Genomic DNA, 22,057 nt, shown 5'->3' on the forward strand with positions numbered 1-22,057 from the left:
CCGTCGTAGGTGGTTGCGGCGCTGGCGATCAGGTCGGCGACCGACGCGATGTCCGACAGATCGAAGGCGACGTGTGTCGCCGTCCCGCCGGCCGCGACGATGCGCGCGGCCGTCTGGCGCGCTGCGTCGACGGCCACGTCGCCGATCACGACCCGGCACCTCTCCTCGGCCAGCCGAGCGGCCGTCGCCGCGCCGATACCGGTGGCGCCGCCGACGACCACCGCAACCTTGTCCGTTAGACCTCGTAGTCCCATGGCTATTGACTTTACCTCTAGAACTGTAGAGGATCGCCTTTCATGGCTGGGATTCATCGGGAGCGTCCCGGAGCCGGCGACCTGGCGGCGGCAACCGATACTCCCGCGATATCGCTCGGCGACGACGTATGGATGTCGTCCGGTGTCTCCAACGCCTATGCGGTGGCCACCGACGAGGGGCGGGTCATCATCAACAGCGGGCTGGTCTTCGAAGGGCCGTTGCACCGCAAGGCTTTTGCCGATGTGCCGGGTCCGACCCGGGCCATCGTCATCACCCAGGGCCACGCCGACCACTGGGGTGGGGTGAACTCGCTGCGCGACGCCGGCACGGACATCGTGATGCACCGCAACTATCGGTACTGGCGCGACGACAACGAGCGCCTCATGGGCTACCGCGTGCCTAAGACGTCGTTCGCCTTTCAGAAGTTCTCCGACGCCGTACTCGAACATTTCAAGACGATCGACCCGGCGACGATCGACTTCTCGTTCCCCGAACCGACCACGACCTTCGACCAGCGCCACCGCATGACGGTCGGTGGCCGTCCCTTCGAGATGGCGTGGACGCTGGGTGGTGAGACCACTGACGCGCTGGTGGTGTGGCTTCCCGAGGATCGGATCCTGTTCAGCGGCAACCTTTTCGGGCCGCTGTTCGGCCACGTGCCGAATCTGATGACCATCCGCGGCGACCGGTACCGTGACCCGACGCTCTACATCGAATCGCTGAACACCGTGCTCGCTTACGGCCCGCGGCGGCTGGTCACCGGCCACTTCGATCCGATCGAGGGCGCCGATCGCATCGCCGAGGAAGTCACTGCAATGCGCGACGCCATGCAGGCGGTGCACGACCGAACCGTCGAACTGATGAATTCCGGCGCCGACGTCTACACGGCGATGCGCGAGGTCAGGGTGCCCGAGCAGTTCGACGTCGGGGAAGGTTACGGCCAGACGTCGTGGAACGTGCGCGCCATCTGGGAGATGTACGCGGGGTGGTTTCAGCATCGCTCCACCACCGAGTTATATGGCATAGCACCGGATTCCGTCGCGGCTGACGTGGTCAACGCCGCGGGCGCCGATGCGCTGGTGGCTGCGGCCCGCGCCCATGTGGCCGCCGGCCGCTCGGTGCAGGCGCTGCACCTCACCGACCTCATCCTGAAGGCGGAACCCGACCACCCGGGGGCGCGCGTGGTTGCCGCCGACGCCCACGAGGCGCTGCTGGACGAGACCGACAACTTCTGGAAAAAGGCGTGGCTCACCAAGTCGATCGACGAATTGAGGACACCGTGAAAACCACCGTCAGTTTCGACTTCACCGGCGCCAACGTGCTGGTGACGGGCGGCACCAGCGGCATCGGCAACGCCATCGCCGCCGAGTTCGCCAAGGCGGGCGCCGCGGTGACGATCAGCGGAACCCGTTCCGCACCAGACGATTACGACTACGACCTCAGTGCCTTCAGATACCAGCAATGCCAGATCCAAGATCCCGACTCCGTCGATGCCCTGGCGGACTCGCTGGGGGACCTGGACATCCTGATCAACAACGCGGGCGGTCCGTACCCCGCGGGCGACGAATACGACCCGGACGGCTACGTCGCGTCGGTGACCCAGAACATGTTGGGCCCCATGCGATTGACCATGCGCTGTCATGAGCGCCTCAGGGCGAGCCAGAGCGCGAGCGTCGTCAGCGTCGTCTCGATGTCCGCGTTCCGCTCGGCGATCTTCGTCCCTGGCTACGCCTCATCGAAAATGGGCCTGATCGCGTTGACGATGAACCTGTCCCGCCGGTGGGCCGACGACGGGATCCGCGTCAACGCCATCGCGCCCGGGCTGATCGACACGCGAATGACGCACCCCGCCATGAACATCCCCGAGGTCATGGACGTCGAGATCGGGTTTCACACACCGCTGGGCAGGCCCGGAATCCCGCAGGACTGCGCCGGTGCGGCGCTGTTCCTGTGTACCGACGCGGCGTCGTACATCACCGGCAGCACCATCGCTGTCGACGGCGGATACCTGACGGTCTGAATCATGGGCGACTACGACCACATCACCACCCCGGACGACGTCCTGGAGCTGGCCGCGAAACGCACCGGATGTAGCGAGGTCGACTCCGACTCGTGGCGCGACGGGCTGACGATCATGCTCGACGACCTCAACAACTCGCCGGCCTTCACCACCTTCGGTCGCGACCGTATCCTGGGCGATGCGACCGACGCGCTGGGCCGGCGGCTGCGGGTCCACGCCTACATCCAGGACCACCCCGAGGTGCTCGACGCGCCCGTCGAGCGGCCACTTTTCGTGCTCGGCATGCCCCGCACCGGCACCACCGTCATCAGCTATCTGCTCGACCAGGACCCGGCGCGCCGGTCGCTGCTGCACTGGCAATGCGTCGATCCGATACCGCCGGCCCGCACCGAGGCGCTGCGCACCGATCCGCGCTGCCTGGCCCTGCTGGGAGAGCAGCGCAAGATCCTGGAGATGGTCAAGCAGGCGAAAGTGCCGCTGCCGCATTGGGAAGACGCCGACGGGCCGACCGAGGACATGTTCATCCACAACCAGGATTTCAAAGGGCTGTCCTGGGATTCCTTTCTGTCCACCTCGCGGTACGCGGAATGGCTGTTTCACGAGACCGACATGACGAGCACGTACGAATACCAGAAGCGCTACCTGCAGGTGCTGCAGTCGACCGCGCCGGGTACGTGGAGCCTGAAGATGCCGTCGCACTCGGTGCACATCGACGCACTACTGAAGGTGTTCCCCGACGCCCGGCTCATCTGGGCGCATCGCGATCCCTACAAGGCGACCGGGTCGTTGTGCAATCTGTGGATGCTGCCCAAGGGAATGGTGCTGCAACCCGACGCCATCGACTCGAAAGCGATGGGCCGCAACGCGATGGCGCAGATGCAATACCACGTCGAGCGGCCGCTGCGGGCGCGGGACCGCATCGGCGATGACCGCTTCTTCCACATGTACTACCACGAGATGATGCGCGACCCGATGGACGTCATGCGGCGCATCTACGAGTGGGCGGGCGACCCGCTGACCGCCGAAACCGAAGCGCGGATGGGCAATTGGCTGGCCGGCCATCCCCAGAATCTCTTCGCCCTCAACACCTACAACCTCGGTCAGTACGACCTGACCGTGGACAAGCTCAAGCCGATTTTCGCCGAGTACCTCGACACCTTCGACATCGAACTGGAGCCACGCCATGAACCCGGCGGACTGCTATCACACCGGACTGGTCGTCGAGGACGTGGCCGCCGCCGCGGCGCGGCTCACCGAGGCGATGGGATACCACTGGACCAAACCCGTCGAGTCGACGCTGAGCGTGACCACGGCCGACGGCGACATCGAGGTGCCGTTCTGTTTCGTCTATTCGGTGAATGCGCCGCACCTGGAACTGATTCAGGAAATCCGGGGCACGATCTGGACCGCGCCGGTCGACGGCGGTGCACACCACCTGGGCTACTGGGTCGACGACATCGCTGCGGCCGCAGCGCAACTCGAACGCACCGGATACCGCCTCGAAGCGCGTCCTAGCGGTGACACGCTGTCGATGTTCGCGTACTACGCCGACCCCAGCGGAGTTCGGATCGAAATCGTCGACCGCGCACTGTTTCCCGACTGGCCCGGGTTCCTGAAGTCGATGGCGTCATGAAGATCTCGATGGTCACGGGCCCGGGCAAGGCCGAGGTCGTCGACGCCGACCGTCCCGAGGTGGGTCCCCGGGACGTGCTGGTGCGGATGCGCGCCTGCGGCATCTGCGGGTCCGACGCGTTCTACATCATCATCGGGGGCATCCCGCCGCGCCAGGGCCACACGCCGCTCGGGCACGAACCGGCCGGGGAGGTCGCCGAAGTCGGCGCCGACGTCTCCGGGATCGCCGTCGGCGATCACGTCGTCATCAACCCGATGGCCGCTCCCGGGGGCATCATCGGCAACGGGGGACCGGCGGGTGCGCTCGCCGACTACCTGCTGATCGAGAACGCCGTTCGCGGAACCAGTTTGGAGGTCATCCCCGAGCACATCCCGTGGGAGGTCGCCGCGCTCAACGAGCCGATGGCCGTCGCGCGGCACGGCGTCAACCGGTGCAACCCCAAACCGTCGGACAAAGTCGTGGTGTTCGGTGCCGGCCCGATCGGGCTGGGCGCGACCCTGGCCTTCAAATCCGTTGGCGTCAGCCATGTGGTGGTCGCGGATCTGATCCCCGCGCGGCTGGACAAGGCCCTGCAGATCGGGGCCGATGCCGTCATCAACTCCGCCGAGGAGGACGTCGTGCGGCGTCTGATCGATTTGCACGGTCCGGGGGAGTCTGTATTTCCCAGGTTCCCCGGCGCGGCCGGCACCGACATCTACCTGGACGCCGCGGGTGCGCCGGCCGTCGTCAACACCGCGCTGGCCGCCGCGCAGAAGGGCGCCACCCTCGGCATTGTCGGCGTGCACAAGGAGCCGATTCCCGTCGAGTTCGTCAACGTGATGAGCAACGAGATCACCATCGTGGGCAGCATGGGTTATCCCGACGAAATCTTCGAGGTGACCAAGGATCTCGTCGCGAACTGGGAGAAGTACGCGCTGATCGTCAGCCACACGGTGCCGTTCGCCAACGTCGGCCAAGCGCTCGACCTCGCCCGTACACCCGGCGCCGCGGACAAGGTCGTGGTCACCTTCGCCTAACGGCGTCGATCGAGATGGGCGAGGGCGAGCCGGGCGGCATTGGCGCCACACATGCCGTGCGCACCGGGCCCCGGCGGGGTGGCCGCCGAGCAGATGTAGCTGCCTGGAATTCCAATATTGTACGGCGACAGCGTGATTCGCGGGCCGAAGGTCAGCTGGCGAATGTCCTTGGCACCGGTCATGATGTCACCACCCACATAGTTGGGGTTGTAGGTGTCCATCTGCGCCGTCGAACGCACCGTCAGCCCGATGATCCGCTCCCGGAAACCCGGGGCGAACCGCTCGATTTGGGCGATGATGGCCTCGGTCGCGTCGCCGGCGTAGCCGTTGGGGACATGGGCGTAGCTCCACACCGGATGGGTATTGCCCACCGAGCGTTGCGGATCGGCGAGATACTGCTGACCGACCAGCACGAACGGCCGTTTCGGCATGCGTCCGGCATGGATTTCGCGCTCGGTCGCGGCGAGCTCAGCATAAGTGCCGGCCAGGTGCACGGTACCGGCGCGACGCGCATCCGGGGTCGTCCATGGCACGCCGCCTTCGACGGCGAAGTCGACTTTGAAGGCGCCTGGGCCACGCCGGAATCGGGTGAAGGCCCGCGAAATGCGGTGCGGCAGGCGGTCGCCGAGAATGCCCGCGACCGCGCTGGGCGCCAGGTCGAACATCGTGACGTCGGCCGGCGGCAGTTGGGCCGCCGTCCGCACCCGGATGCCGGTCTCGATCTTGCCGCCCAGGTCGCCCAGCAGCGCCGCCATCGCGTTGCTGATCGATTGCGATCCGCCTTCGGCCACCGCCCAGCCGTGCCGGTGGCCTGCCGCGATGATGCCCGTTCCGATCGCCGAGGTCATCGGGTAGTGCAGCGGCCGGAAGGCGTGTGCCGCAACGCCTCCGAACAATGCCCGGCCTTCCTCGGTGCGGAACGCGCGGGCGAACGCGGACGCCGGTAGCACCGTGGGAGCCCCGAACCGCGCCAGCTTCAACGGATGGTGCGGGAATCGCAGCAGCGGCCGCATGATGTCCTCGCTCAGGGTGTCGAACTGGGCGGCCGAGTAGCCGAACGCCAGCCGCCACCGCGAGCCGTCGCGGCCGAGGCCGGCCGCGGTCTGTTCCACCGATCTATGCAGCACGCCGGCGCTGCCGTCATCGAGAGGGTGCACACAATCGATTTCCGGCCGGCGCCACGACAATCCGTACCGCTCCAGGGCGAAGCCGCGAAGGAACGCGGAGCCGACGGCCATCGGGTGGATCGCCGAGCAGTGGTCGTGCAGCAGGCCGGGAACGATCGCTTCGCTCGACCGGGTACCGCCGCCGATCTCGTCGGCGGCCTCGAGGACGGTGACCTGTACGCCCTTGGCTGCCAGGCAGATGGCGGCGGCGAGCCCATTGGGTCCGCTGCCGACCACCACTGCGGTACTCACGCCAGGGCCCCGTGCTTGCTGCCGCCGAGCGACCAGCTCACCTGGGTCGGGATGGGACCGTTCGGCAGCCAGGGCTGTTCGGCAACCGCGTCGGCGACCTTCCAGGTGCCGCGCTCGATCACGCCGAGGGCGGCGTCGATCAACTTGTAGTGCTGCACACCGCTGCCGACGGCCTCGGATTCCACCCAGGCGATAACGCACTCGCCCGGCTCGAATGCGGCTTGGCGTTGCACGGCGCGGATCAAGTCTTCATTGTGCAGGTGACCGTCACCGAAGTTGAATCCGGTCAACGAGTTGCAGATGAACTCGCCCTCGCGCACCGTGCGGGTGTCGACGTCGGGCAGATGGTTCAGCAGCAGCGAGAACAGGCCGCGACCCTGGCTGTGCATAGTGCGCCACGCGATCGTCTTCTGTGCGGTGATCTCGGCCCAGTGCGGTTCGTAGCCGAACTCGATGAACTGGTCGACCTGGTTGCGCGTCGGGCGGGTGACACGGTCGAGCTTCTGTTCGGCGCCCGGCGCGAACGCCCACACGGCCGACGCCCAGTTTCCGGCGTACTGGCGCAGCGACGGGAGGAACGAAACCTTGTCCGGACGCAGGTTTCCCAGCACCGGGAAAAACAGCAGGCCCGCCACAACCGCGGCCGTCAGCCACGGCGAGGACATGTCGGTCACGTAGTAGCCGTTCCAGGATGGGAACCCGAGGAACAAAAACACTGTGGTGTAAGCGAATACGACGTTCCACTCCAGCGGGACCGCCAGCGGGAAGGTCGAGATGATGAACAGGTGGAACCCCACCATGAGCAGCGCGGCGGCCAGCGTCACCCACTTGTTCGTGGAGAAGAACAGGATGAGGGGAGCGGCTATTTCGACGAAGGTGCCGTTGACGTGCGCCATGAAGTGGGCCATTCCCGACGGCAGCAGGTTGCGGGGGAAATCGCGGTAATGCGCGCGCTTGAGCCACTTGAACGGGATGAACGGACTGTTGCTGACCATCGGCGGAATCACGTTGGAGAAGTGCTTACCGAACTTCGAGAATCCGGCACCGATCCACACCACCACGATCAGCATCTTCAGCGCGATGATCATGTCGGTGAACGGCAGCACGGTGAAGAACAGCAGCGCGGGGAAGTACTGCTCGCCGCGCGCGGCCAGGAAGATGGTCTTGTCCCGCAGGCCGATCAGCACCAGCAACACCATGGGCGCTATCAACAGAGTTGGGTTGACCAGTCCAGAAGTGTTGTGCGGCAATGCCTTTGCCAGTGAATCGCTGTGCACCCCCGGTGCCAGCAGCGCGACGGCGAGGCTCACCAGTAGCGCCAGATACAGCGCGACGTCGACCCAGCCGCGACGGTCACCGCCGGTGCCGGGCACCCACTTCCACGGCCGCAGCCGGATCGTCCCCGGTCGCGCCCAGAACAGGATGCCGCCGGTCATCGGTTTGATCTTGCCGGCCAACGGGCCCCAGGACCCCGCGATGCCGATGGATTCACACAGCACGGTCCACAGGATGACCTTCTGGTAGACGATTGGCTGGTTCCACCACTGCGCCACGTGCCAGAACGCGGGCAGCCCCGATGTCACCGTCGCCACGGCGGCACCGCCGAGCACGAAGAACAAAACCAGCTTGGCGATGTACATCAGGTGGACCAGGCGTGGTGAACCGAAACCGTTTTCGGCCCAATCGATGGTGAGAATCCGCATCCGCTCCATCAGCGGCTTGCGCAAGAACGGTTCCGGCTCGACCGCCGGGAAGTGGGGCTGTGTCAGTGCCATGGTGTCGGCTCCTTGGTCCGGGACGAAGAATGTCGACAACGGTAGGAATCCCGAGCACAAAGACCACCGTCGCGAATCGACAAAACCGCACGCCGGAGTTATCGCCGGAAGACAACCCGGCGTCTAACGTCATGGAGGTGAACAAACCACGCCTCGACAGCGACGTCGAGGTGCATCAATACGTCGCCGAGACGGCCGTCCGGCTGCACGGCAGGCTGGGCGACGTCGCGTCGGCCATTCATCTTTCCCTGAAGGAACAGATCCCGGAGCTGCGTGGCGACCCGGCGATCGTCGAGCTGCTCGGCATCAGCGTCGAGAGCAATGTGGACACGATGCTGCATGCCCTGCGCTACAACATCGCGGTTGAGCGCGTCGAGGCGCCGACCGCGGCGCTGGAGTACGCGCGCCGGCTGGCGCAGCATGGCATCCCTGTCAACGCTCTGGTCCGCGCCTACCGGCTTGGCCAACGACGCATGAATGAGCTGATTTTCGCCGAGCTGCGCGCGATCGAGGTTCCCGACGCGATACGGGTGGCGGTCCTCGAGGCGATCACCGGCGCGATGTACGAGTACATCGACTGGATGTCACAGCAAGTGGTCGTGGTCTACGAGGACGAGCGCGAACGGTGGTTGGAAAATCAGAACAGCCTTCGCGGCATGCGGGTGCGCGAAGTGCTCGCCGCGAACAAGCCCATTGACGTCGACGCGGCAACCACATCGATTCGTTATCCGCTGCGGTGGCATCACCTTGGGCTGATCGTCTGGTATCCGGAATCGGGCACCGACGGCGCCGGCGTCGACGACCTCGCTCGGTTGCAACGATTCGTCCGCGAACTCGGCGAAGCCATTGGCGCCCGACCGCTGTTCGTCGCCGCCGATCAAAGCTGCGGCTGGGTCTGGCTGCCGTATCGCGCGGTGTCGACCGACACCGTCGAGAGCGTCCGTCGATTCGCGCGGACCCGGCCCGAGGCGCCGAGCGTGGCCATCGGCACGGTGGCGGGCGGCATCGAAGGCTTTCGTCGCTCCCACCGGGAGGCGTCGGAGGCCCGCGGCGTCGCGATCGTGCGGGAGCGCCAAGATTCCACGGCGCCGACCATTATCGCCGCCACCGACCCCGGCTTATCGGTGGTGGCGCGCCTTGGCAGTGACGTGGCCGGCACCCGGGGATGGGTGGCCGACGTGCTCGGAGATCTCGCCTGCGATGACGAGAACGACGCGCGGCTGCGGGAGACGTTGCGGGTCTACCTGGCGTGCGGCTGCAGCTATAAGGTTGCGGCCGAGGAACTCAATTTGCACTTCAACTCGGTGAAGTATCGCGTGGGCCGAGCCGTCGCCAGGCGCGGCCGCGAAATCGGCGGTGACCGGCTCGACGTTGAGCTGGCCTTGCTGGCGTGTCACTGGTACGGCAGCGCGGTGCTGCGGCCGAAATAAGTTGGGCTGCAGGGGTCTACGCGAGGGTGGGTCGCGGGCGGGTGAGCGTCGTGGCGGGCCGGTTGGTCCCCATGATGACGTGCGCCACGGTGATGATCACCGGGACGAGGACGGGTGCTAGGACTACCAGCATGATGAAGGCGGGCAGCAACATGGTTTCACCTACGTTTCCCCGCGAGGCGGAACAGTCGGATTGGTTTGTGGTACTTGAGCTGTGACGCGGCATTGCGTTCGGGAGGAAACTTAACGACGCCGGCCCCGCCGGGGGATGTCGTCGGCCGACCAACTTGCGACGCGCTTTTGTCTTCCCGCGACAAACGCGGCAAAGGAGCGCACAACTGCCGCTTCGCGGCGCAAGCGCGCCGCCCTTACACCAGCGGTTTCAGCCCCACATTGTGCGCGATACCTGTGCGCGATGCCGAATTGTGTCGCCGTGGACATTTCATTGAGGTCGAATTGGGTTAATGATATTCCAATGACGAATACCAATCAGACCGTTGTCGAAGGTCCATTGCAGCAGCTTGCTCGCAGTGCGTGGCAATTGTTGCTGCTCATCGGTGTGGGAGCCGTGGCACTTGGTGTCATCGTGCTCGCCTGGCCAGGCAAGACGCTGTTTGTGGCCGGCGTCCTGTTCGGCATCTACTTGGTGTTTTCCGGAGTCGGATACGTGTTTGCCGCCTTTGGCACACACGCCGGGGCCGCAATGAGAGTGTTGACATTCATCACCGGGGTCGTATCGCTGGTTCTGGGTTTCTTCTGCTTCCGAGACAAATTCGAGGCCGTGACGCTTTTGGCCTTATGGGTCGGCATCAGCTGGGTGTTCCGTGGAATGACACTGCTCGCGGCTGCGCTTTCCTTCGACCACATGCCCGGACGCGGCTGGCAGGCGTTCTCAGGCCTGATCATCGTTATCGGCGGTGGGGTGATGATCATTTCCCCGCTCGATTCGATCGCAGTCCTGACGCTGGTAGCCGGCTGCTGGCTGATCGTCATCGGCATCATGGACGTCATCTCGGCGTTCCAAGTTCGCAGTCGGGCAAAACACGTCGCCGCCGCCTAGGGCGGTCGCGGCTCGAAACGTTTCAGAGTCCCGGCGACAACGGTGTCGATCTTTTTCGTTTCCTAGCCACAAGTGCCGGGACGGGTGGGCTCTATAAGGTCCGCTGCATGAAAACCGACACGAAGAGCGATATCGATCCACACCAGGTCGCCGACGTCGCGGATGCGGTCTACCGCAGAACCGATGAAGTGTCGATCGGGCTCGCGGGCGCAATCACCCGCGAGGTGCGGCCCTACCGGGCGACCGTCGCGGTGCCGTTCGAAGTTGTGGCCGCCAGTTGTGCGGCCCACCTGGAAGCGATCTTCGGAGCGATCGCCACGGGCGCTGAATTCAACGTGACACCGGCTACCCGCGTGGGAGTCCAGCAGGCACGTGACGGAGTGCCGCTGCCGTCGGTGATGGAGGCCTATCGGGTCGGCTTTCGGGATGTGTGGGAAATCGTCGCGGTTGAGGTAGCGACGAGGCCTCGCGCCGCAGGCGCCGTATTGCGCACGCTGACAGCTCAATTGATGATCGCCCAGGATCTGTTCACCGCCGCGATGGCGGATGGATACCGACAGGAGCAGACCCGCCGGGTCGTGGGCGACGAGACGCAGCGCTCGGTGCTCATAGACGCGCTGCTGCACGGCCGGCTCATCGAGCAGTGCAGCCTCTGGGAGGCAGCCGACTACCTTCGGCTGCCTAGCGCCGGTCCGTATGTCGTCGTCGCCGCTGATGACGTGGTCTCCGGGTTGGCAGCGCTACCGGATATCGAGGCGAAACTGCGCAGCCTCGACATGGCCTCGGCATGGCGGGGACTGCCGGACATCGAAGTCGGAATCGTGCATGTCAAGACTGACTGTCACCTGGCCGCGCTGCTGGCGCTGTTGTCCCGGGCGGCCATTGCCCGGGTTGGGGTCAGCGCCCGCTTCGAGGATCTGCGCGGTACGGCGCGGGCGCTGCATCAGGCGCGGGTGACGCTGCGGGGTCGGGCAGACAAGAGCTCGCCGGTGTCCGTCTTTGACGGCTCCATCCTGGCCACCGCTGCAGTCAGCGCTCCCGAAGTGCTGGTCGAACTCGCGCAACCGGTGATTCAGTGTTTCGCAGATCTTGGCGACGAGGAGAGGGAAGTCCTTTTCGAAACCTTCAGGGCATGGCTGGACAACGCCGGGTCGATGCGCAGCGCCGGGGAGGTTTTGTTCTGTCACGCGAACACCGTCCGCTATCGGATGCATCGCATCGAGGAGCGCACCGGCCGTTCCCTGACCCGACCGCGTGATGTGGCCGAACTGTGTCTGGTCTTCGAGGTGTACCGCCGTCTCATGTAACGAGTCGTAATGCGTTGGTGTGCAACGCTTTTAACGAGCTAGTCGCACGTGCACCCTGCGGACGACGAAAGCCATTGCGACCTCGCCGATACCGTGCGCGACAGTGCCCGCGGTGGTCCAGGTCAGCAGGGTGATGATCGGCGCATGCAACGAACCCGCGATGTGCAACCCGATTGCGAGCTCGCAGAGGCTCGCGATCGCCGGCACCCACCACGCGCGTTCGCGCATGGCGGCCAGTGCGGTGAGAAGGCCGACAGCGCCCCACACGACGAACAGCAGACTCATCACCGCGGTCAGTGCGACGAAGGTTGCTTTCGCGCTTAGCAATGCCACGACGCCCGCGACGACGAACACCACCGCCACCAACCCGCGAGTAATCCGAGCGCCCTTCGACGAAATCGCGCCCTCCAGTGCTTCGGTGGCCGCGGCCACCAAACACAACACTCCAACGAGCTTGGCGAGAGCCGTAACGGTTTCGTAGGCGAAGCGGGGGATCGCGAAACCGATCGCGAGCCAGATCACGCCGACGATGAGAAGCAGCCACCAGTAGCGGGTCTTCGCCCCGAGGGTATCGGTGAGGTGGGCGACGACATCGCGCAATTTTCCTGACGGCGCCATGGAAATGTCAGTCTGCAAGATCGCTGCTGCGATCAGCGGCGCAATGCCTCTGCTTCGGCGCGCGCGGACATCGCGTCCAGCGCCGCGGACTCGGCTTCGTCGACAGCGGCCGCCGCGAAATCGATCGCATCGAGCGCATAAGACAGGGCTATATTGGCGTCCGTGTCCGCCATTTCGGCGTCGACTTTTTCTTTCTTTTCTTTTACCGAGGTCTGCACCTTCGCGACATGCGCCTGCCATTTTTCGCGGATGTCTTGCCAGTGTGACGAGGCCTTGTCGCGTGCGCTATCCGCGTTGGCTTTCAACTGATTTGCCGCTGCGGTTGCCCTCTCTCGTGCACTCGCGGCGTCGGCGGCCAGCTGATCCCTGGTGCGCTGACCGGCCGCACGGAGATGTTGTGTCGCCGTGTTCGCTTGGTCGGAGATCTTCTCGAACTGTGCGCTCAGGTCCTTGTTTGCCATCGGAACTCCTTTGCTCAAGGGGCTAGTCGCCCACGCCTTGATCGTCTGCGACTGGCGCCCGATGGGCATTGTTCGCGCAGACACGATCATCGAGCGGAAAATGTTCTGCACCACAAGTGGGGAGGACTCAAGCGCGGATCTCGGCGGTGACAGCGCCGGTCAGCCGGATCAGATCCTGCGGTGCGACCGCGACGTCCCAGCCGCGGCGCCCCGCACTGCAGAAAATCCGATCCCACCCGAGCGCACCCGAATCGACCACGGTGGGCAGGCGCCTACGTTGCCCGAACGGCGAAACGGCGCCAACCACATAACCGGTGGCCCGCTCGGCGGCGGCGGCCTCGGCCATGCCCGCTTTGGCCGCTCCCAGGGCCGAAGCGGCCGCCTTCAGCGAAAGTCGGCTCGGGACGGGCAATATCGCGACGGCCAGCCCGTCGGGCACGGCGATAATCAGGGTCTTGTAAACCTGCTCGGGCGCAATGCCTTCCGTCCTGGTCAGCTCCTCGACGGCTTCGGCGCCGAACGACTCCGCCCGCGAGTCGTGGTCGAACTTCAGGATCTGGTGCGGCACACCGGCTTTGGCGAGTGCGGCGATAGCCGGTGTGGCAGCCACTAGGTTAAGAGCCGGAGTACCCCGGCGGGTTGACGCCGTCGACCCAGAAGTCGACGCCCAGCTCCGAACCCGGGATGCAGTCGTACACCGACAGGTCCTTGACTCCGGAGTCGACGAGCACGTCCTCGCACAGCAGCATGTTGCCGGTGAACTCCTTGGCCGGCTTGTTGAGGATGACGTAGGCCGCGTCGGAGTAGATCTCGGGCTTGCGGGCGCGTCCCATCGCCTCGTCACCGCCCAGCAGGTTCTGCACCGCGGCGGTGGCCACCAGCGTGCGCGGCCACAGCGTGTTCGACGCGATGCCCTCGGAGCGCATCTCCTCGGCGATGCCCAGCGCGCACAGCGTCATGCCGAACTTGGCCATCATGTACGCCGTCGGCTTCAGCCACTCGCTACCCAACAGCACCGGCGGCGAAAGCGTCAGGACGTGCGGATTCTCCCGGCCCTTCATGTGGGCGAGGCACGCCTGCGAGACCGCGTAGGTGCCGCGGACCTGAATGCCGTTCATCAGGTCGAAGCGCTTCATCGGCACCTCGGCGATGGAGCCCAGGTTGATCGCCGACGCGTTGTTGACGCAGATGTCGATGCCGCCGAACTGCTCGACGGTCTTGGCCACCGCGGCCTCCACGGAGTCCGGCTCGCGGACGTCCCCGACGATCGGCAGTGCCTGGCCGCCGGCTTCCTCGAGCTCCTTGGCGGCGGTGAAGACCGTCCCCGGCAACTTCGGATGCGGCTCGGCGGTCTTGGCGATCAGGGCGATGTTGGCTCCGTCACTGGCGGCCCGTTTCGCGATCGCGAGGCCGATTCCGCGACTGGCGCCGGAGATGAACATGGTTTTGCCTTTAAGGGACATGGCGTCACACTAACGTCCTGCGCAAACCGGTCCTAGAAGAGGGGGAAGCCGACGGCCGGGCGGGCGGAAATAGCGTGCCGAGCGCCGATGTTAAAACAATCGGTCTTCGATGTTTGCGTGGCAGCCCGGGCAGACACTGTCGGGAGCAGCCTTTAGATTGAAAGGAGCAGTTTGGTGTCAGCGGCGACGAGCCTGTTGGACAGTCCAGTGGGCGCAGAGCGGTTGGCTTGCTTCCTTGCGAGTCCGAGTGCGCTTCGATTGCCGCCCGGTAGCACCGCAGCAGAAGGGACCGGGGTTATCCAAATGGCCGATTCAGACGGCGTCATAGACGAAGAGAGTCCCCAACGATCTGAGGAATCAGATGCGGAATTGACGGCGCGGTTCGAACGCGACGCGATTCCGCTGCTCGACCAGCTTTACGGTGGTGCGTTGCGCATGACGCGGAATCCCGCGGACGCCGAAGATTTGCTGCAAGAGACGATGGTAAAAGCGTATGCGGGATTCCGCTCCTTCCGGGCCGGCACCAACCTGAAGGCGTGGCTGTACCGGATCCTGACCAACACCTACATCAACAGCTATCGCAAAAAGCAGCGTCAACCTGCGGAGTATCCGACCGAAGAAATCACCGACTGGCAGTTGGCGTCGAACGCCGAACATTCGTCAACCGGGTTGCGTTCGGCCGAGGTCGAAGCGCTGGAATCGTTGCCGGATTCAGAGATCAAAGACGCGCTGCAGGCTTTGCCGGAGGAATTCCGGATGGCGGTCTATTACGCCGACGTCGAGGGGTTTCCGTATAAAGAAATCGCGGAAATCATGGAGACGCCGATCGGGACGGTAATGTCTCGGCTGCACCGCGGCAGACGCCAGCTGCGCGGGCTGTTGGCCGACGTGGCCAAAGAGCGAGGCTTCAATCGCGGTCACCAGGCGCACGAGGAGGTGTCGTCATGAACGAGTTTCCCAGCAAGGGCGACGCGTGCCCGAACGACGATTCCCACGGCGGCGTCGGCTGTGCCGAGGTAATCGCCGAGGTATGGACCCTGCTCGACGGCGAATGCACACCCGAAGCCAAAGAAAGGCTGCGCCAGCACCTCGAGGCTTGCCCCGGATGCTTCAAGCATTACGGGCTCGAAGAGCGCATCAAAGCGCTGGTCGCCAGCAAATGCAGAGGTGAGAAAGCCCCCGAGGGATTACGTGAGCGGCTGCGCCTGGAGATCCGGCGCACCACCATCATTCGGGGTGTGTAGTAGCCGTCGGCTAGGAATTTGGCCGCTTGCCGTGGTTGGCCTTGCTGTGCTTGCGGTCGCGCTTCTTCCGGCCTCGTTTGGCCATTTTGGAAAACCTCCGTGGATTGAAATGCTCGTGATAGCGGGCGCTTGGCGCCGATAGCTTGCCTTCTAGTCTCTCACGGGAAGTGTTTGCACCGTCACGGGCCCACACGCCGCGCTCGACGCAGGCCCTATGGTTCGATATACGAAAGCCTGATACAAGTTTGAGGGACCAGCAGCCAGCCTGCGCAAATGGCCGAACGAGTGGGGTGAAGATGGCCGAAGACGTGCGCGCCGAGATCGTGGCCAGCGTGCTCGAAGTCGTGGTGAACGAGGGTGACCAGATCGGCAAAGGCGACATCGTGGTGCTGCTGGAGTCGATGAAGATGGAAATCCCGGTTCTGGCCGAAGTCGACGGGACCGTCAGCAAGGTGAGCGTGTCGGTGGGCGATGTCATCCAGGCGGGCGACCTCATCGCAGTGATCAGCTAGTCCCGAAAAGCTTGAACCCTCCTGCCCGCTGCCGGGGAACGACCCGGGGAGTCATTGATGTCAACTCTCGGTGATCTGCTTGCCGAACACACGATGCTGCCGGGCATCGCGGTGGATCACCTGCATGCGGTGGTCGGGGAATGGCAACTACTGGCCGACCTTTCGTTCGCCGATTATCTGATGTGGGTCCGGCGCGATGACGGGGTGCTGGTGTGCGTTGCGCAGTGCCGGCCCAACACCGCGCCCACGGTTCTGCTGACCGACTCGGTCGGTACGGTCCTTGGCGCCGACCGGTTGTCGATCGTGGCCGAGACGTTCGACTCCGGCACCGCGCAGCGGGATTACGATGCGGCACAAGAGAATTCGTGGCTGCCGGGTCCGCACGTCGCGTCCTCCCCGGTGCGGTACGGCGGCCAGGTGGTTGCGGTGCTGACCCAGCATCAAACCGCGGAAACGGCCGACCGGACGTCGGGCCACCTGGAGACCGCCTACCGGGAGTGCGCCAGGGATCTGGTGCAGATGCTCGCCGAGGGCGCCTTTCCCGACGTGGGGGACGTGGTCATGTCCCGCTCCACACCGCGCGCGGGCGACGGTTTCATGCGCCTCGATGTCAACGGCGTCGTCGCCTACGCCAGCCCCAACGCGGTGTCGGCCTATCACCGGATGGGCCTGACGAGCGATCTCGAGGGCCGCAATCTGGTCAAGGTGACGCGCCCGCTGGTCTCGGACCCCTTCGAGGCACAAGAGCTGGCCGAGCACGTGCTCGACCTGCTGGCCGGCGGCAAGAGCATGCGGATGGAGGTCGACGCCGGCGGCGCGACGGTGCTGCTACGCACGTTGCCGCTGGTGGTGCACGGTCAGAGCGCCGGCGCCGCGGTGCTGATCCGCGACGTCACGGAGGTCAAGCGCCGCGACCGCGCCCTGATATCGAAGGACGCCACGATCCGCGAGATCCACCACCGCGTGAAGAACAACCTCCAAACCGTGGCGGCGCTGCTGCGCCTGCAGGCGCGCCGAACGGTCAATGCCGAGGGGCGAGAGGCCCTGATCGAGTCGGTGCGGCGGGTGTCGTCGATTGCCCTGGTTCACGACGCGCTGTCGATGTCGGTGGACGAGCAGGTGAACCTCGACGAGGTGATCGACCGGATCCTGCCGATCATGAACGACGTGGCGTCGGTGGACCGCCCGATCAGGATCAACCGCGTCGGCGACCTGGGGGTGCTGGACTCCGACCGGGCGACGGCCCTGATCATGGTCATCACCGAACTGGTTCAGAACGCGATCGAGCATGCCTTCGACCCCGCCGCGCAGGAAGGGTCGGTGACCATTCGGGCCGAGCGTTCGGCGCGCTGGCTCGACGTCGTGGTGCACGACGACGGGCGCGGGCTGCCCGAGGGCTTCAGCCTGGAGACGTCCGACAGCCTCGGCCTGCAGATCGTGCGGACCCTGGTGTCGGCCGAGCTCGATGGCACGCTGGGCATGCGGCAGGGCTCCGCCCGCGGCACCGATGTGGTGCTGCGGGTGCCGATCGGCCGCCGGGCCCGGCTAATGCTGTAAATGCGTACGCAGAAGTGCGGCCTCGACAATGTCGAGGCCGCGTACCCACGCAAGAGTGCGGCCCCGACTTTCGTCGAGGCCGCACTCTAATCTGCGCTAACTGGGTCAGACTCCGCTGCGGGCCTTCGTCCGGGCGTTGCGACGCTTCAGTGCGCGCCGCTCGTCTTCGCTCATGCCGCCCCAGACGCCCGAGTCCTGGCCAGTATTCAGGGCCCAGGCGAGACACTCTGTGGTCACCGAGCACCGATTGCAGACCAGTTTCGCGTCAGCGATCTGTGCGAGCGCCGGGCCACTGTTCCCTACCGGGAAGAACAGCTCCGGGTCTTCGTCGCGACAGACCGCCTTGTGGCGCCAATCCATAAGTTATTACTCCTCACTGAGTGCGCAGCAAGGCGCACGGCCATTTTTCTTCGGCTGTTCTCGCGTGCACAAGAAATGTGGTCCGTACCCCTACATGACTTTCTGCATGCAACCTTTCGATCGTTTCACAGGCTCGACGGATGTCAATAGTGTGAGTTCGCTCGTGGGCTATCTCACTTAGACCATTTCGTAGCCGAGCCCTTACTCAGTTGTACTACACTGACGGGCCACTCTTCGATGAGATTTTCGTCGCTCGATTTGCCGGATTTCCGTTACCGCAGGTCAGAGCCATGTTTCCCGGGGGGTGCGACCACCGCCAGCGCGTCGGGAACCGCCTTGAATGTCATCGTTTCGCGCACCCCGAGGTAATCCCCGTCGAACTGGCAGGCGACCGGGCCGCCGGACGAGGTAATTCGCAGGCCGGCCAGGTCGTCTTCGGTGACGAGGTGCTTGAACTCGAACTTGGGTCGCTTCGCGAACATCTGCCGGACGACTCGCAGCGTGGGGATCGGTTTCATGCTGGTGGGCGCGAACACGCCCAGCCCCGACTCGAAGCTGCAGGCGGGGTTGGTCCACACCGGCCGCTCGTTGGCGAACGTCCACGGGCTGGAGTTCGACACGAAGGCGAAGCTGACGCCGGGGATCGGTTCGCGGCCGGGGAGCTCGAGGGTGAGCGTGGGTTCGCGGCGCGTGTAACCCCAGACGGCCGGCACGGCCGCGCGGATGTAACGCCACGCCGTCACCTTGCCGCCCTTGTCGCGTTCGGCCTCGACCGCGGCCACCACCTCCGCGTCGACACCCATTCCGGTGTTGAACACGGCCCATCGCTCGCCGCAGTCGATCAGGCCGATCCGCCGCCAGGTGCCGTGCAGGCGATAGTCGTCGAGCAACTGAATCAGCTGGTTGGTCGCCGCGACCGGGTCGCGGGAGATCCCGAGCGATCGCGCCAGTACGTTCGCCGAACCGCCGGGCACCACCGCAACCGCCGGCACGTGACCCGTCGGCGCCGAAGTGGGGGAGCCGGGGCGGCCCAGCAGGCCGTTGACCACACCGCTCACGGTGCCGTCCCCGCCGTGGACGACGACCAGGTCGACACCGTCCGCGAGCGCCTTCTCCGCCAGTTCGGTGCCGTGGCCGCGGTGGTTGGTGTGTTCGACGGTGAGCTGCAGACGGCTCTTGAGCGCGTGCGCCAGCAGGTCGCGGCCGGCCGGTGTGGTCGAGGTCGCTGTGGGGTTGACGATCAGCACGGCACGCATGAGGCACGAGCTTATGCGGGTGGGTTAAGGCTTCGCTGTGGGGAACCGCTCGCGTCCGAAGGCGACGCCGCCGCGCTGACTACGCTTGCGGCGTGACCCCAATTGTCCCCCCGCCGGCCGTGCGCGGCGCAGGCGTCATCGTGGCGCTGCAGGGGGTGCTCGCGTTGGTGGTGGCGGCGGTGCTGGTGGTGCGGGGGATCGCGGGAGCCGACCAGCGCGTGGTCAATGGCCTGGGCACGGCGGCGTGGTTCGTGGTGATCGGCGGCGTGGTGGCGGCCGCCGGGCGCGCGCTGGTGATCGGAAAGCGTTGGGGCCGCGGGCTGGCCGTGTTCACCCAACTGCTGCTACTGCCCGTGACGTGGTACCTCGCGGTGGGGTCGCACCGGCCCGCATTCGGGATCCCCGCGGGCGTCGTGGCGCTGACGGTGCTGGCTTTGCTGTTCAGCCCCGCCGCGGTGCGCTGGGCGACCGGCCGCGATCAGGGCGACTCGGCCAGCTCGGCCAGGCGCGAACCCGACAACCGGTAGGTGGTCCACTCGCGTTGGGGTTGGCCGCCGAGCCCGTCGTAGAGCCCGATCGCGTCGACGTTCCAGTTCAGCACCGCCCACGACAACCGCGTGTAGCCGCGGTCGACGCATTCACCGGCCAGCGCCGCCAGTAGTGCGCGGGCCAGCCCGCGGCGGCGAAAGTCGGGGCGCACGAACAGGTCTTCGAGATAGATGCCCGCCACGCCGTCCCAGGTGGAGAAGTTGACGAACCACAATGCCATCGCTGCGATCTCGCCATCGATTTCCGCGACGTGCCCGTGCACCGTCGGCGCATCACCGAAAAGCGCTGCGGTCATCTGCTTTTCAGTGACCGTGCATTCGGCTGCGGCATGCTCGAATTCGGCCAGCGCGTGGATCATTTCGACGATCGCGGCGACGTCGTGCGGTGTGGCGCCGCGAATCATTGCTGTACTTCCAGGGCATTGAGAATCGTCGCGAATTTCGGTGTGGTTTCGGCGACTTCATCGTCGGGGTCGGATTCGGCGACGATTCCGCCTCCGGCGTGGGCGGTCGCCGTGCGGCGGTCCGCCGACAGCTGCGCGCAGCGGATGGAGACCACCCAGCGGCCATCGCCTTGGGCGTCACACCACCCCACGGCCCCCGCGTAGAAACCGCGGTCGCCCTCCAACTCGGCGATAAGCTCTGTCGCGGCCTTCGTCGGCACCCCGCCAACCGCCGGGGTCGGATGCAGCGCCAGCGCCAAATCGATTGCGGTGGTTGATGTATCGCGCAACGTGCCGCTGATCGGTGTGCACAGATGCCAGACCGTCGCGGTGCGGCTCAGTTCGGGCTCGGGCGCAATCGTCAGCTCGTCACACAGCGGCTCCAGTGCGTCCTGGATTGTCTCGATCACCAGCCGATGCTCGTGCCGGTCCTTGGCCGAGGCGACCAGCGTGGCGCCATTGGCCGCGTCGACGTCCGGGTCGGCGGCGCGCGGGGCCGACCCGGCGAACGGGCGGCACGTGACGCGGTCGCCGGAGCGTGCCACCAGGAGTTCCGGGCTGGCGCCCACCAGCGCCGCGCCCGCATAGTCGCCGCCGGCGGCGGACAGGTCGACCAGGTAGCCGTATGCGGCCGGGTCCGCGGCGATGAGCCGGCGCAGGATGACGCGCGCGTCCAACGGGCCATCGGCGACCAGTCGCAGCGCGCGGGCCAAGACCACCTTGTGCAGTGGGTTGTCGGCCGCGGCGAGCTGATCGACGGCCCGGCTGATCCGGTCGCGGTGCTGCGCCGGTAGCGGTACGGCGGCCGTCACGCGCGACGCCGGCAGCGGGCCGGTGGGCCAATCCGGTGGACCGTCCAAGTGGCGCACGGCATCCGGCGTCAGCAGAGCGGCGGGTCGGTGCACGTCAAAAGGCAACGCGCCCAGCACTATTGGCGCAGCACCGGACCGCAGCGCGGCCTGCGCCGCGCTCACGTCGGCGTAGCGCTCCCGAACCCCGTCGGCGATCAAAGTCTGCGTCGGCCCGCACAGGACGAATGGGGGTTCGGTGTTCACTGACCGGTCAACCCGAGCGCCCTGAGCTGTTGCACTCCGTGCTCGAACCCGCAGACCGCGACCGACGCGGTGATCATGGCGAAGCGGATTCCCTCTTCGAGCGGCAGCTCGACCCAGCGCGTGATCACCGCGCGGGAGAAGTGGCCGTGGCCGACGAACACCACGTCACGCGTTTCCATGTTTTCCAGCGCGCGGGCGACGGCGCGGTCAGCGCGCTCGCTGACATGCGCGACGCTCTCGCCGCCGGGGCACCCGTGCGTCCACACCATCCAATCCGGAACCGTTTCCTGGATCTGCACCGTGGTGAGGCCCTCGTAGGACCCGTAGTCCCATTCGGCGAGCATGGGGGACACCTCGTCGACGGTGAGCCCGGCCAGCTCCGCGGTGTCCAGCGCGCGTTTCCGCGGGCTGCTGATCACCAGCGGATCAACAAGATTCAGTTCGTCGATCGTCGAGCCGGCCCGCTTGGCCTGCGTACGGCCCACGTCGGTCAACTCGATCTCGCTGCGGCCCGTGTGTTGGCCCGATTTCGACCACTCGGTCTCGCCGTGGCGCAGCAGCACCAGTCGATTGTCATGCAAGCCCATATCCGTTGATTCTGCCCGACGACATGCCCGGGCCGCTGG

General features: G+C 65.8%; 25 protein-coding genes and 1 pseudogene. 13 read left to right on the top strand and 13 right to left on the bottom strand.

The genetic code is table 11. The features are described from left to right. The coding region (locus JOZ00_RS15295) for an SDR family NAD(P)-dependent oxidoreductase (RefSeq protein ID WP_293344937.1) at window positions 1–254 on the bottom strand (254 nt) is incomplete at its 3' end. A 42-nt stretch (window positions 255–296) separates the two neighbouring features. On the opposite strand from JOZ00_RS15295, the gene JOZ00_RS15300 reads away from it, so the two are divergent. The 5 genes and pseudogenes from JOZ00_RS15300 (at window position 297) to JOZ00_RS15320 (ending at window position 4,924) form a co-directional block, all read left to right on the top strand. Then, on the top strand, window positions 297–1,538 hold the full coding sequence (locus tag JOZ00_RS15300) for an alkyl sulfatase dimerization domain-containing protein (RefSeq protein WP_293344939.1): 1,242 nt from the start codon (window positions 297–299) through the stop codon (window positions 1,536–1,538). After that, window positions 1,535–2,275 (top strand): SDR family oxidoreductase, encoded by a 741-nt coding sequence (locus JOZ00_RS15305; protein WP_293344941.1) that lies wholly within the window; start codon window positions 1,535–1,537, stop codon window positions 2,273–2,275. The genes JOZ00_RS15300 and JOZ00_RS15305 overlap by 4 nt, the downstream gene beginning before the upstream one ends. A gap of 3 nt (window positions 2,276–2,278) precedes the next feature. Next, window positions 2,279–3,451 (top strand): annotated as a pseudogene (locus tag JOZ00_RS15310) (sulfotransferase); the annotation flags it as partial. Between the two features lie 7 nt (window positions 3,452–3,458). Continuing rightward, a complete protein-coding gene (locus JOZ00_RS27705) occupies window positions 3,459–3,908 on the top strand; it encodes a VOC family protein (protein ID WP_366022334.1) in 450 nt (149 codons plus the stop codon). Beyond that, on the top strand, window positions 3,905–4,924 hold the full coding sequence (locus tag JOZ00_RS15320; protein ID WP_293344943.1) for a zinc-binding dehydrogenase: 1,020 nt from the start codon (window positions 3,905–3,907) through the stop codon (window positions 4,922–4,924). Before JOZ00_RS27705 ends, JOZ00_RS15320 begins: the two co-directional genes overlap by 4 nt. Here JOZ00_RS15320 and JOZ00_RS15325 read toward each other — a convergent pair. After that, window positions 4,921–6,342 (bottom strand): NAD(P)/FAD-dependent oxidoreductase, encoded by a 1,422-nt coding sequence (locus JOZ00_RS15325; RefSeq protein WP_293344945.1) that lies wholly within the window; start codon window positions 6,340–6,342, stop codon window positions 4,921–4,923. The two genes, JOZ00_RS15320 and JOZ00_RS15325, sit on opposite strands and share 4 nt — an antisense overlap. Next, a complete protein-coding gene (locus tag JOZ00_RS15330; protein ID WP_293344947.1) occupies window positions 6,339–8,117 on the bottom strand; it encodes a DUF3556 domain-containing protein in 1,779 nt (592 codons plus the stop codon). The genes JOZ00_RS15325 and JOZ00_RS15330 overlap by 4 nt, the downstream gene beginning before the upstream one ends. Window positions 8,118–8,254: 137 nt before the next feature. Here JOZ00_RS15330 and JOZ00_RS15335 point away from each other — a divergent pair, with 137 nt between their 5' ends. Continuing rightward, window positions 8,255–9,547 carry a helix-turn-helix domain-containing protein gene (locus tag JOZ00_RS15335; RefSeq protein WP_293344949.1) on the top strand — a complete coding sequence of 431 codons (1,293 nt, stop codon included), beginning with the start codon at window positions 8,255–8,257 and terminating at the stop codon, window positions 9,545–9,547. Window positions 9,548–9,563: 16 nt separating this feature from the next. Here the strand turns inward: JOZ00_RS15335 and JOZ00_RS15340 are convergent, their stop codons facing one another. After that, window positions 9,564–9,701, bottom strand: coding sequence for a hypothetical protein (locus JOZ00_RS15340; protein ID WP_293344951.1), 138 nt, complete (start codon window positions 9,699–9,701; stop codon window positions 9,564–9,566). A gap of 279 nt (window positions 9,702–9,980) precedes the next feature. Between JOZ00_RS15340 and JOZ00_RS15345 the strand changes: the two genes are divergently transcribed. Together JOZ00_RS15345 and JOZ00_RS15350 are read left to right on the top strand one after the other, a co-directional pair. Next, window positions 9,981–10,607 (top strand): DUF308 domain-containing protein, encoded by a 627-nt coding sequence (locus JOZ00_RS15345; RefSeq protein WP_293344953.1) that lies wholly within the window; start codon window positions 9,981–9,983, stop codon window positions 10,605–10,607. Between the two features lie 107 nt (window positions 10,608–10,714). Beyond that, complete coding sequence (locus JOZ00_RS15350; RefSeq protein ID WP_293344955.1) at window positions 10,715–11,914, top strand: PucR family transcriptional regulator; 1,200 nt, start codon at window positions 10,715–10,717, stop codon at window positions 11,912–11,914. Between the two features lie 30 nt (window positions 11,915–11,944). Here the strand turns inward: JOZ00_RS15350 and JOZ00_RS15355 are convergent, their stop codons facing one another. The 4 genes from JOZ00_RS15355 to JOZ00_RS15370 all read right to left on the bottom strand — a co-directional run bounded on the left by JOZ00_RS15355 (window position 11,945) and on the right by JOZ00_RS15370 (window position 14,456). Further along, window positions 11,945–12,532: a DUF308 domain-containing protein gene (locus JOZ00_RS15355; RefSeq protein ID WP_293344957.1), complete on the bottom strand. Its 588-nt coding sequence runs from the start codon at window positions 12,530–12,532 to the stop codon at window positions 11,945–11,947. Window positions 12,533–12,564: 32 nt separating this feature from the next. Next, a complete protein-coding gene (locus tag JOZ00_RS15360) occupies window positions 12,565–12,993 on the bottom strand; it encodes a hypothetical protein (RefSeq protein ID WP_293344959.1) in 429 nt (142 codons plus the stop codon). A 127-nt stretch (window positions 12,994–13,120) separates the two neighbouring features. Beyond that, window positions 13,121–13,603: a YbaK/EbsC family protein gene (locus JOZ00_RS15365; protein ID WP_293344961.1), complete on the bottom strand. Its 483-nt coding sequence runs from the start codon at window positions 13,601–13,603 to the stop codon at window positions 13,121–13,123. 4 nt (window positions 13,604–13,607) lie between these two features. Continuing rightward, a complete protein-coding gene (locus JOZ00_RS15370; RefSeq protein ID WP_293344963.1) occupies window positions 13,608–14,456 on the bottom strand; it encodes an NAD(P)-dependent oxidoreductase in 849 nt (282 codons plus the stop codon). A gap of 303 nt (window positions 14,457–14,759) precedes the next feature. Here JOZ00_RS15370 and JOZ00_RS15375 point away from each other — a divergent pair, with 303 nt between their 5' ends. The 4 genes from JOZ00_RS15375 (at window position 14,760) to JOZ00_RS15390 (ending at window position 17,769) form a co-directional block, all read left to right on the top strand. Next, entirely contained in the window at window positions 14,760–15,404 is a 645-nt protein-coding gene (locus JOZ00_RS15375; RefSeq protein ID WP_293345011.1) for a sigma-70 family RNA polymerase sigma factor, read from the top strand. Beyond that, the gene (gene rsrA, locus JOZ00_RS15380) at window positions 15,401–15,700 is read left to right on the top strand and encodes a mycothiol system anti-sigma-R factor (protein WP_293344965.1); all 300 of its coding nucleotides are present in this window, start codon (window positions 15,401–15,403) and stop codon (window positions 15,698–15,700) included. Before JOZ00_RS15375 ends, rsrA begins: the two co-directional genes overlap by 4 nt. 296 nt (window positions 15,701–15,996) lie before the next feature. Beyond that, window positions 15,997–16,212, top strand: coding sequence for a biotin/lipoyl-binding carrier protein (locus tag JOZ00_RS15385; RefSeq protein ID WP_040622133.1), 216 nt, complete (start codon window positions 15,997–15,999; stop codon window positions 16,210–16,212). 57 nt (window positions 16,213–16,269) lie between these two features. Further along, window positions 16,270–17,769, top strand: a complete 1,500-nt coding sequence (locus JOZ00_RS15390; RefSeq protein ID WP_293344967.1) for a sensor histidine kinase — start codon at window positions 16,270–16,272, stop codon at window positions 17,767–17,769. A 105-nt stretch (window positions 17,770–17,874) separates the two neighbouring features. On the opposite strand, the gene whiB1 is transcribed toward JOZ00_RS15390, so the two are convergent. Beyond that, entirely contained in the window at window positions 17,875–18,129 is a 255-nt protein-coding gene (whiB1, locus tag JOZ00_RS15395) for a transcriptional regulator WhiB1 (protein WP_068070345.1), read from the bottom strand. Window positions 18,130–18,401: 272 nt separating this feature from the next. Beyond that, window positions 18,402–19,385, bottom strand: a complete 984-nt coding sequence (locus JOZ00_RS15400; protein ID WP_293344973.1) for a diacylglycerol kinase family protein — start codon at window positions 19,383–19,385, stop codon at window positions 18,402–18,404. 92 nt (window positions 19,386–19,477) lie between these two features. Here JOZ00_RS15400 and JOZ00_RS15405 point away from each other — a divergent pair, with 92 nt between their 5' ends. Continuing rightward, entirely contained in the window at window positions 19,478–19,912 is a 435-nt protein-coding gene (locus tag JOZ00_RS15405; RefSeq protein WP_293344975.1) for a hypothetical protein, read from the top strand. On the opposite strand, the gene JOZ00_RS15410 is transcribed toward JOZ00_RS15405, so the two are convergent. Genes JOZ00_RS15410 through JOZ00_RS15420 form a run of 3 tightly spaced genes read right to left on the bottom strand, consistent with a single transcriptional unit; the run spans window position 19,864 to window position 22,018 of the window. Then, window positions 19,864–20,337 carry a GNAT family N-acetyltransferase gene (locus JOZ00_RS15410; RefSeq protein ID WP_293344977.1) on the bottom strand — a complete coding sequence of 158 codons (474 nt, stop codon included), beginning with the start codon at window positions 20,335–20,337 and terminating at the stop codon, window positions 19,864–19,866. The genes JOZ00_RS15405 and JOZ00_RS15410 overlap by 49 nt on opposite strands. Next, entirely contained in the window at window positions 20,334–21,431 is a 1,098-nt protein-coding gene (locus JOZ00_RS15415; RefSeq protein WP_293344979.1) for an isochorismate synthase, read from the bottom strand. Before JOZ00_RS15415 ends, JOZ00_RS15410 begins: the two co-directional genes overlap by 4 nt. After that, complete coding sequence (locus tag JOZ00_RS15420) at window positions 21,428–22,018, bottom strand: acid phosphatase (protein WP_293344981.1); 591 nt, start codon at window positions 22,016–22,018, stop codon at window positions 21,428–21,430. The genes JOZ00_RS15415 and JOZ00_RS15420 overlap by 4 nt, the downstream gene beginning before the upstream one ends. Window positions 22,019–22,057 lie beyond the last annotated feature (39 nt).

Origin of the sequence: Mycobacterium sp. (genome assembly GCF_019243155.1) — a bacterium.
In the GTDB taxonomy this organism is placed as follows: domain Bacteria; phylum Actinomycetota; class Actinomycetes; order Mycobacteriales; family Mycobacteriaceae; genus Mycobacterium.

What these genes read in the sequence shown, in the direction of transcription:
- JOZ00_RS15340 (WP_293344951.1), bottom strand. Translation starts at nt 9,701, where the DNA reads ATGTTGCTGCCCGCCTTCATCATGCTGGTAGTCCTAGCACCCGTCCTC.
- whiB1 (WP_068070345.1), bottom strand. Translation starts at nt 18,129, where the DNA reads ATGGATTGGCGCCACAAGGCGGTCTGTCGCGACGAAGACCCGGAGCTG.
- rsrA (WP_293344965.1), top strand. Translation starts at nt 15,401, where the DNA reads ATGAACGAGTTTCCCAGCAAGGGCGACGCGTGCCCGAACGACGATTCC.
- JOZ00_RS27705 (WP_366022334.1), top strand. Translation starts at nt 3,459, where the DNA reads ATGAACCCGGCGGACTGCTATCACACCGGACTGGTCGTCGAGGACGTG.
- JOZ00_RS15400 (WP_293344973.1), bottom strand. Translation starts at nt 19,385, where the DNA reads ATGCGTGCCGTGCTGATCGTCAACCCCACAGCGACCTCGACCACACCG.
- JOZ00_RS15355 (WP_293344957.1), bottom strand. Translation starts at nt 12,532, where the DNA reads ATGGCGCCGTCAGGAAAATTGCGCGATGTCGTCGCCCACCTCACCGAT.
- JOZ00_RS15385 (WP_040622133.1), top strand. Translation starts at nt 15,997, where the DNA reads ATGGCCGAAGACGTGCGCGCCGAGATCGTGGCCAGCGTGCTCGAAGTC.
- JOZ00_RS15320 (WP_293344943.1), top strand. Translation starts at nt 3,905, where the DNA reads ATGAAGATCTCGATGGTCACGGGCCCGGGCAAGGCCGAGGTCGTCGAC.
- JOZ00_RS15300 (WP_293344939.1), top strand. Translation starts at nt 297, where the DNA reads ATGGCTGGGATTCATCGGGAGCGTCCCGGAGCCGGCGACCTGGCGGCG.
- JOZ00_RS15420 (WP_293344981.1), bottom strand. Translation starts at nt 22,018, where the DNA reads ATGGGCTTGCATGACAATCGACTGGTGCTGCTGCGCCACGGCGAGACC.
- JOZ00_RS15330 (WP_293344947.1), bottom strand. Translation starts at nt 8,117, where the DNA reads ATGGCACTGACACAGCCCCACTTCCCGGCGGTCGAGCCGGAACCGTTC.
- JOZ00_RS15390 (WP_293344967.1), top strand. Translation starts at nt 16,270, where the DNA reads ATGTCAACTCTCGGTGATCTGCTTGCCGAACACACGATGCTGCCGGGC.
- JOZ00_RS15410 (WP_293344977.1), bottom strand. Translation starts at nt 20,337, where the DNA reads ATGATTCGCGGCGCCACACCGCACGACGTCGCCGCGATCGTCGAAATG.
- JOZ00_RS15375 (WP_293345011.1), top strand. Translation starts at nt 14,760, where the DNA reads ATGGCCGATTCAGACGGCGTCATAGACGAAGAGAGTCCCCAACGATCT.
- JOZ00_RS15370 (WP_293344963.1), bottom strand. Translation starts at nt 14,456, where the DNA reads ATGTCCCTTAAAGGCAAAACCATGTTCATCTCCGGCGCCAGTCGCGGA.
- JOZ00_RS15350 (WP_293344955.1), top strand. Translation starts at nt 10,715, where the DNA reads ATGAAAACCGACACGAAGAGCGATATCGATCCACACCAGGTCGCCGAC.
- JOZ00_RS15360 (WP_293344959.1), bottom strand. Translation starts at nt 12,993, where the DNA reads ATGGCAAACAAGGACCTGAGCGCACAGTTCGAGAAGATCTCCGACCAA.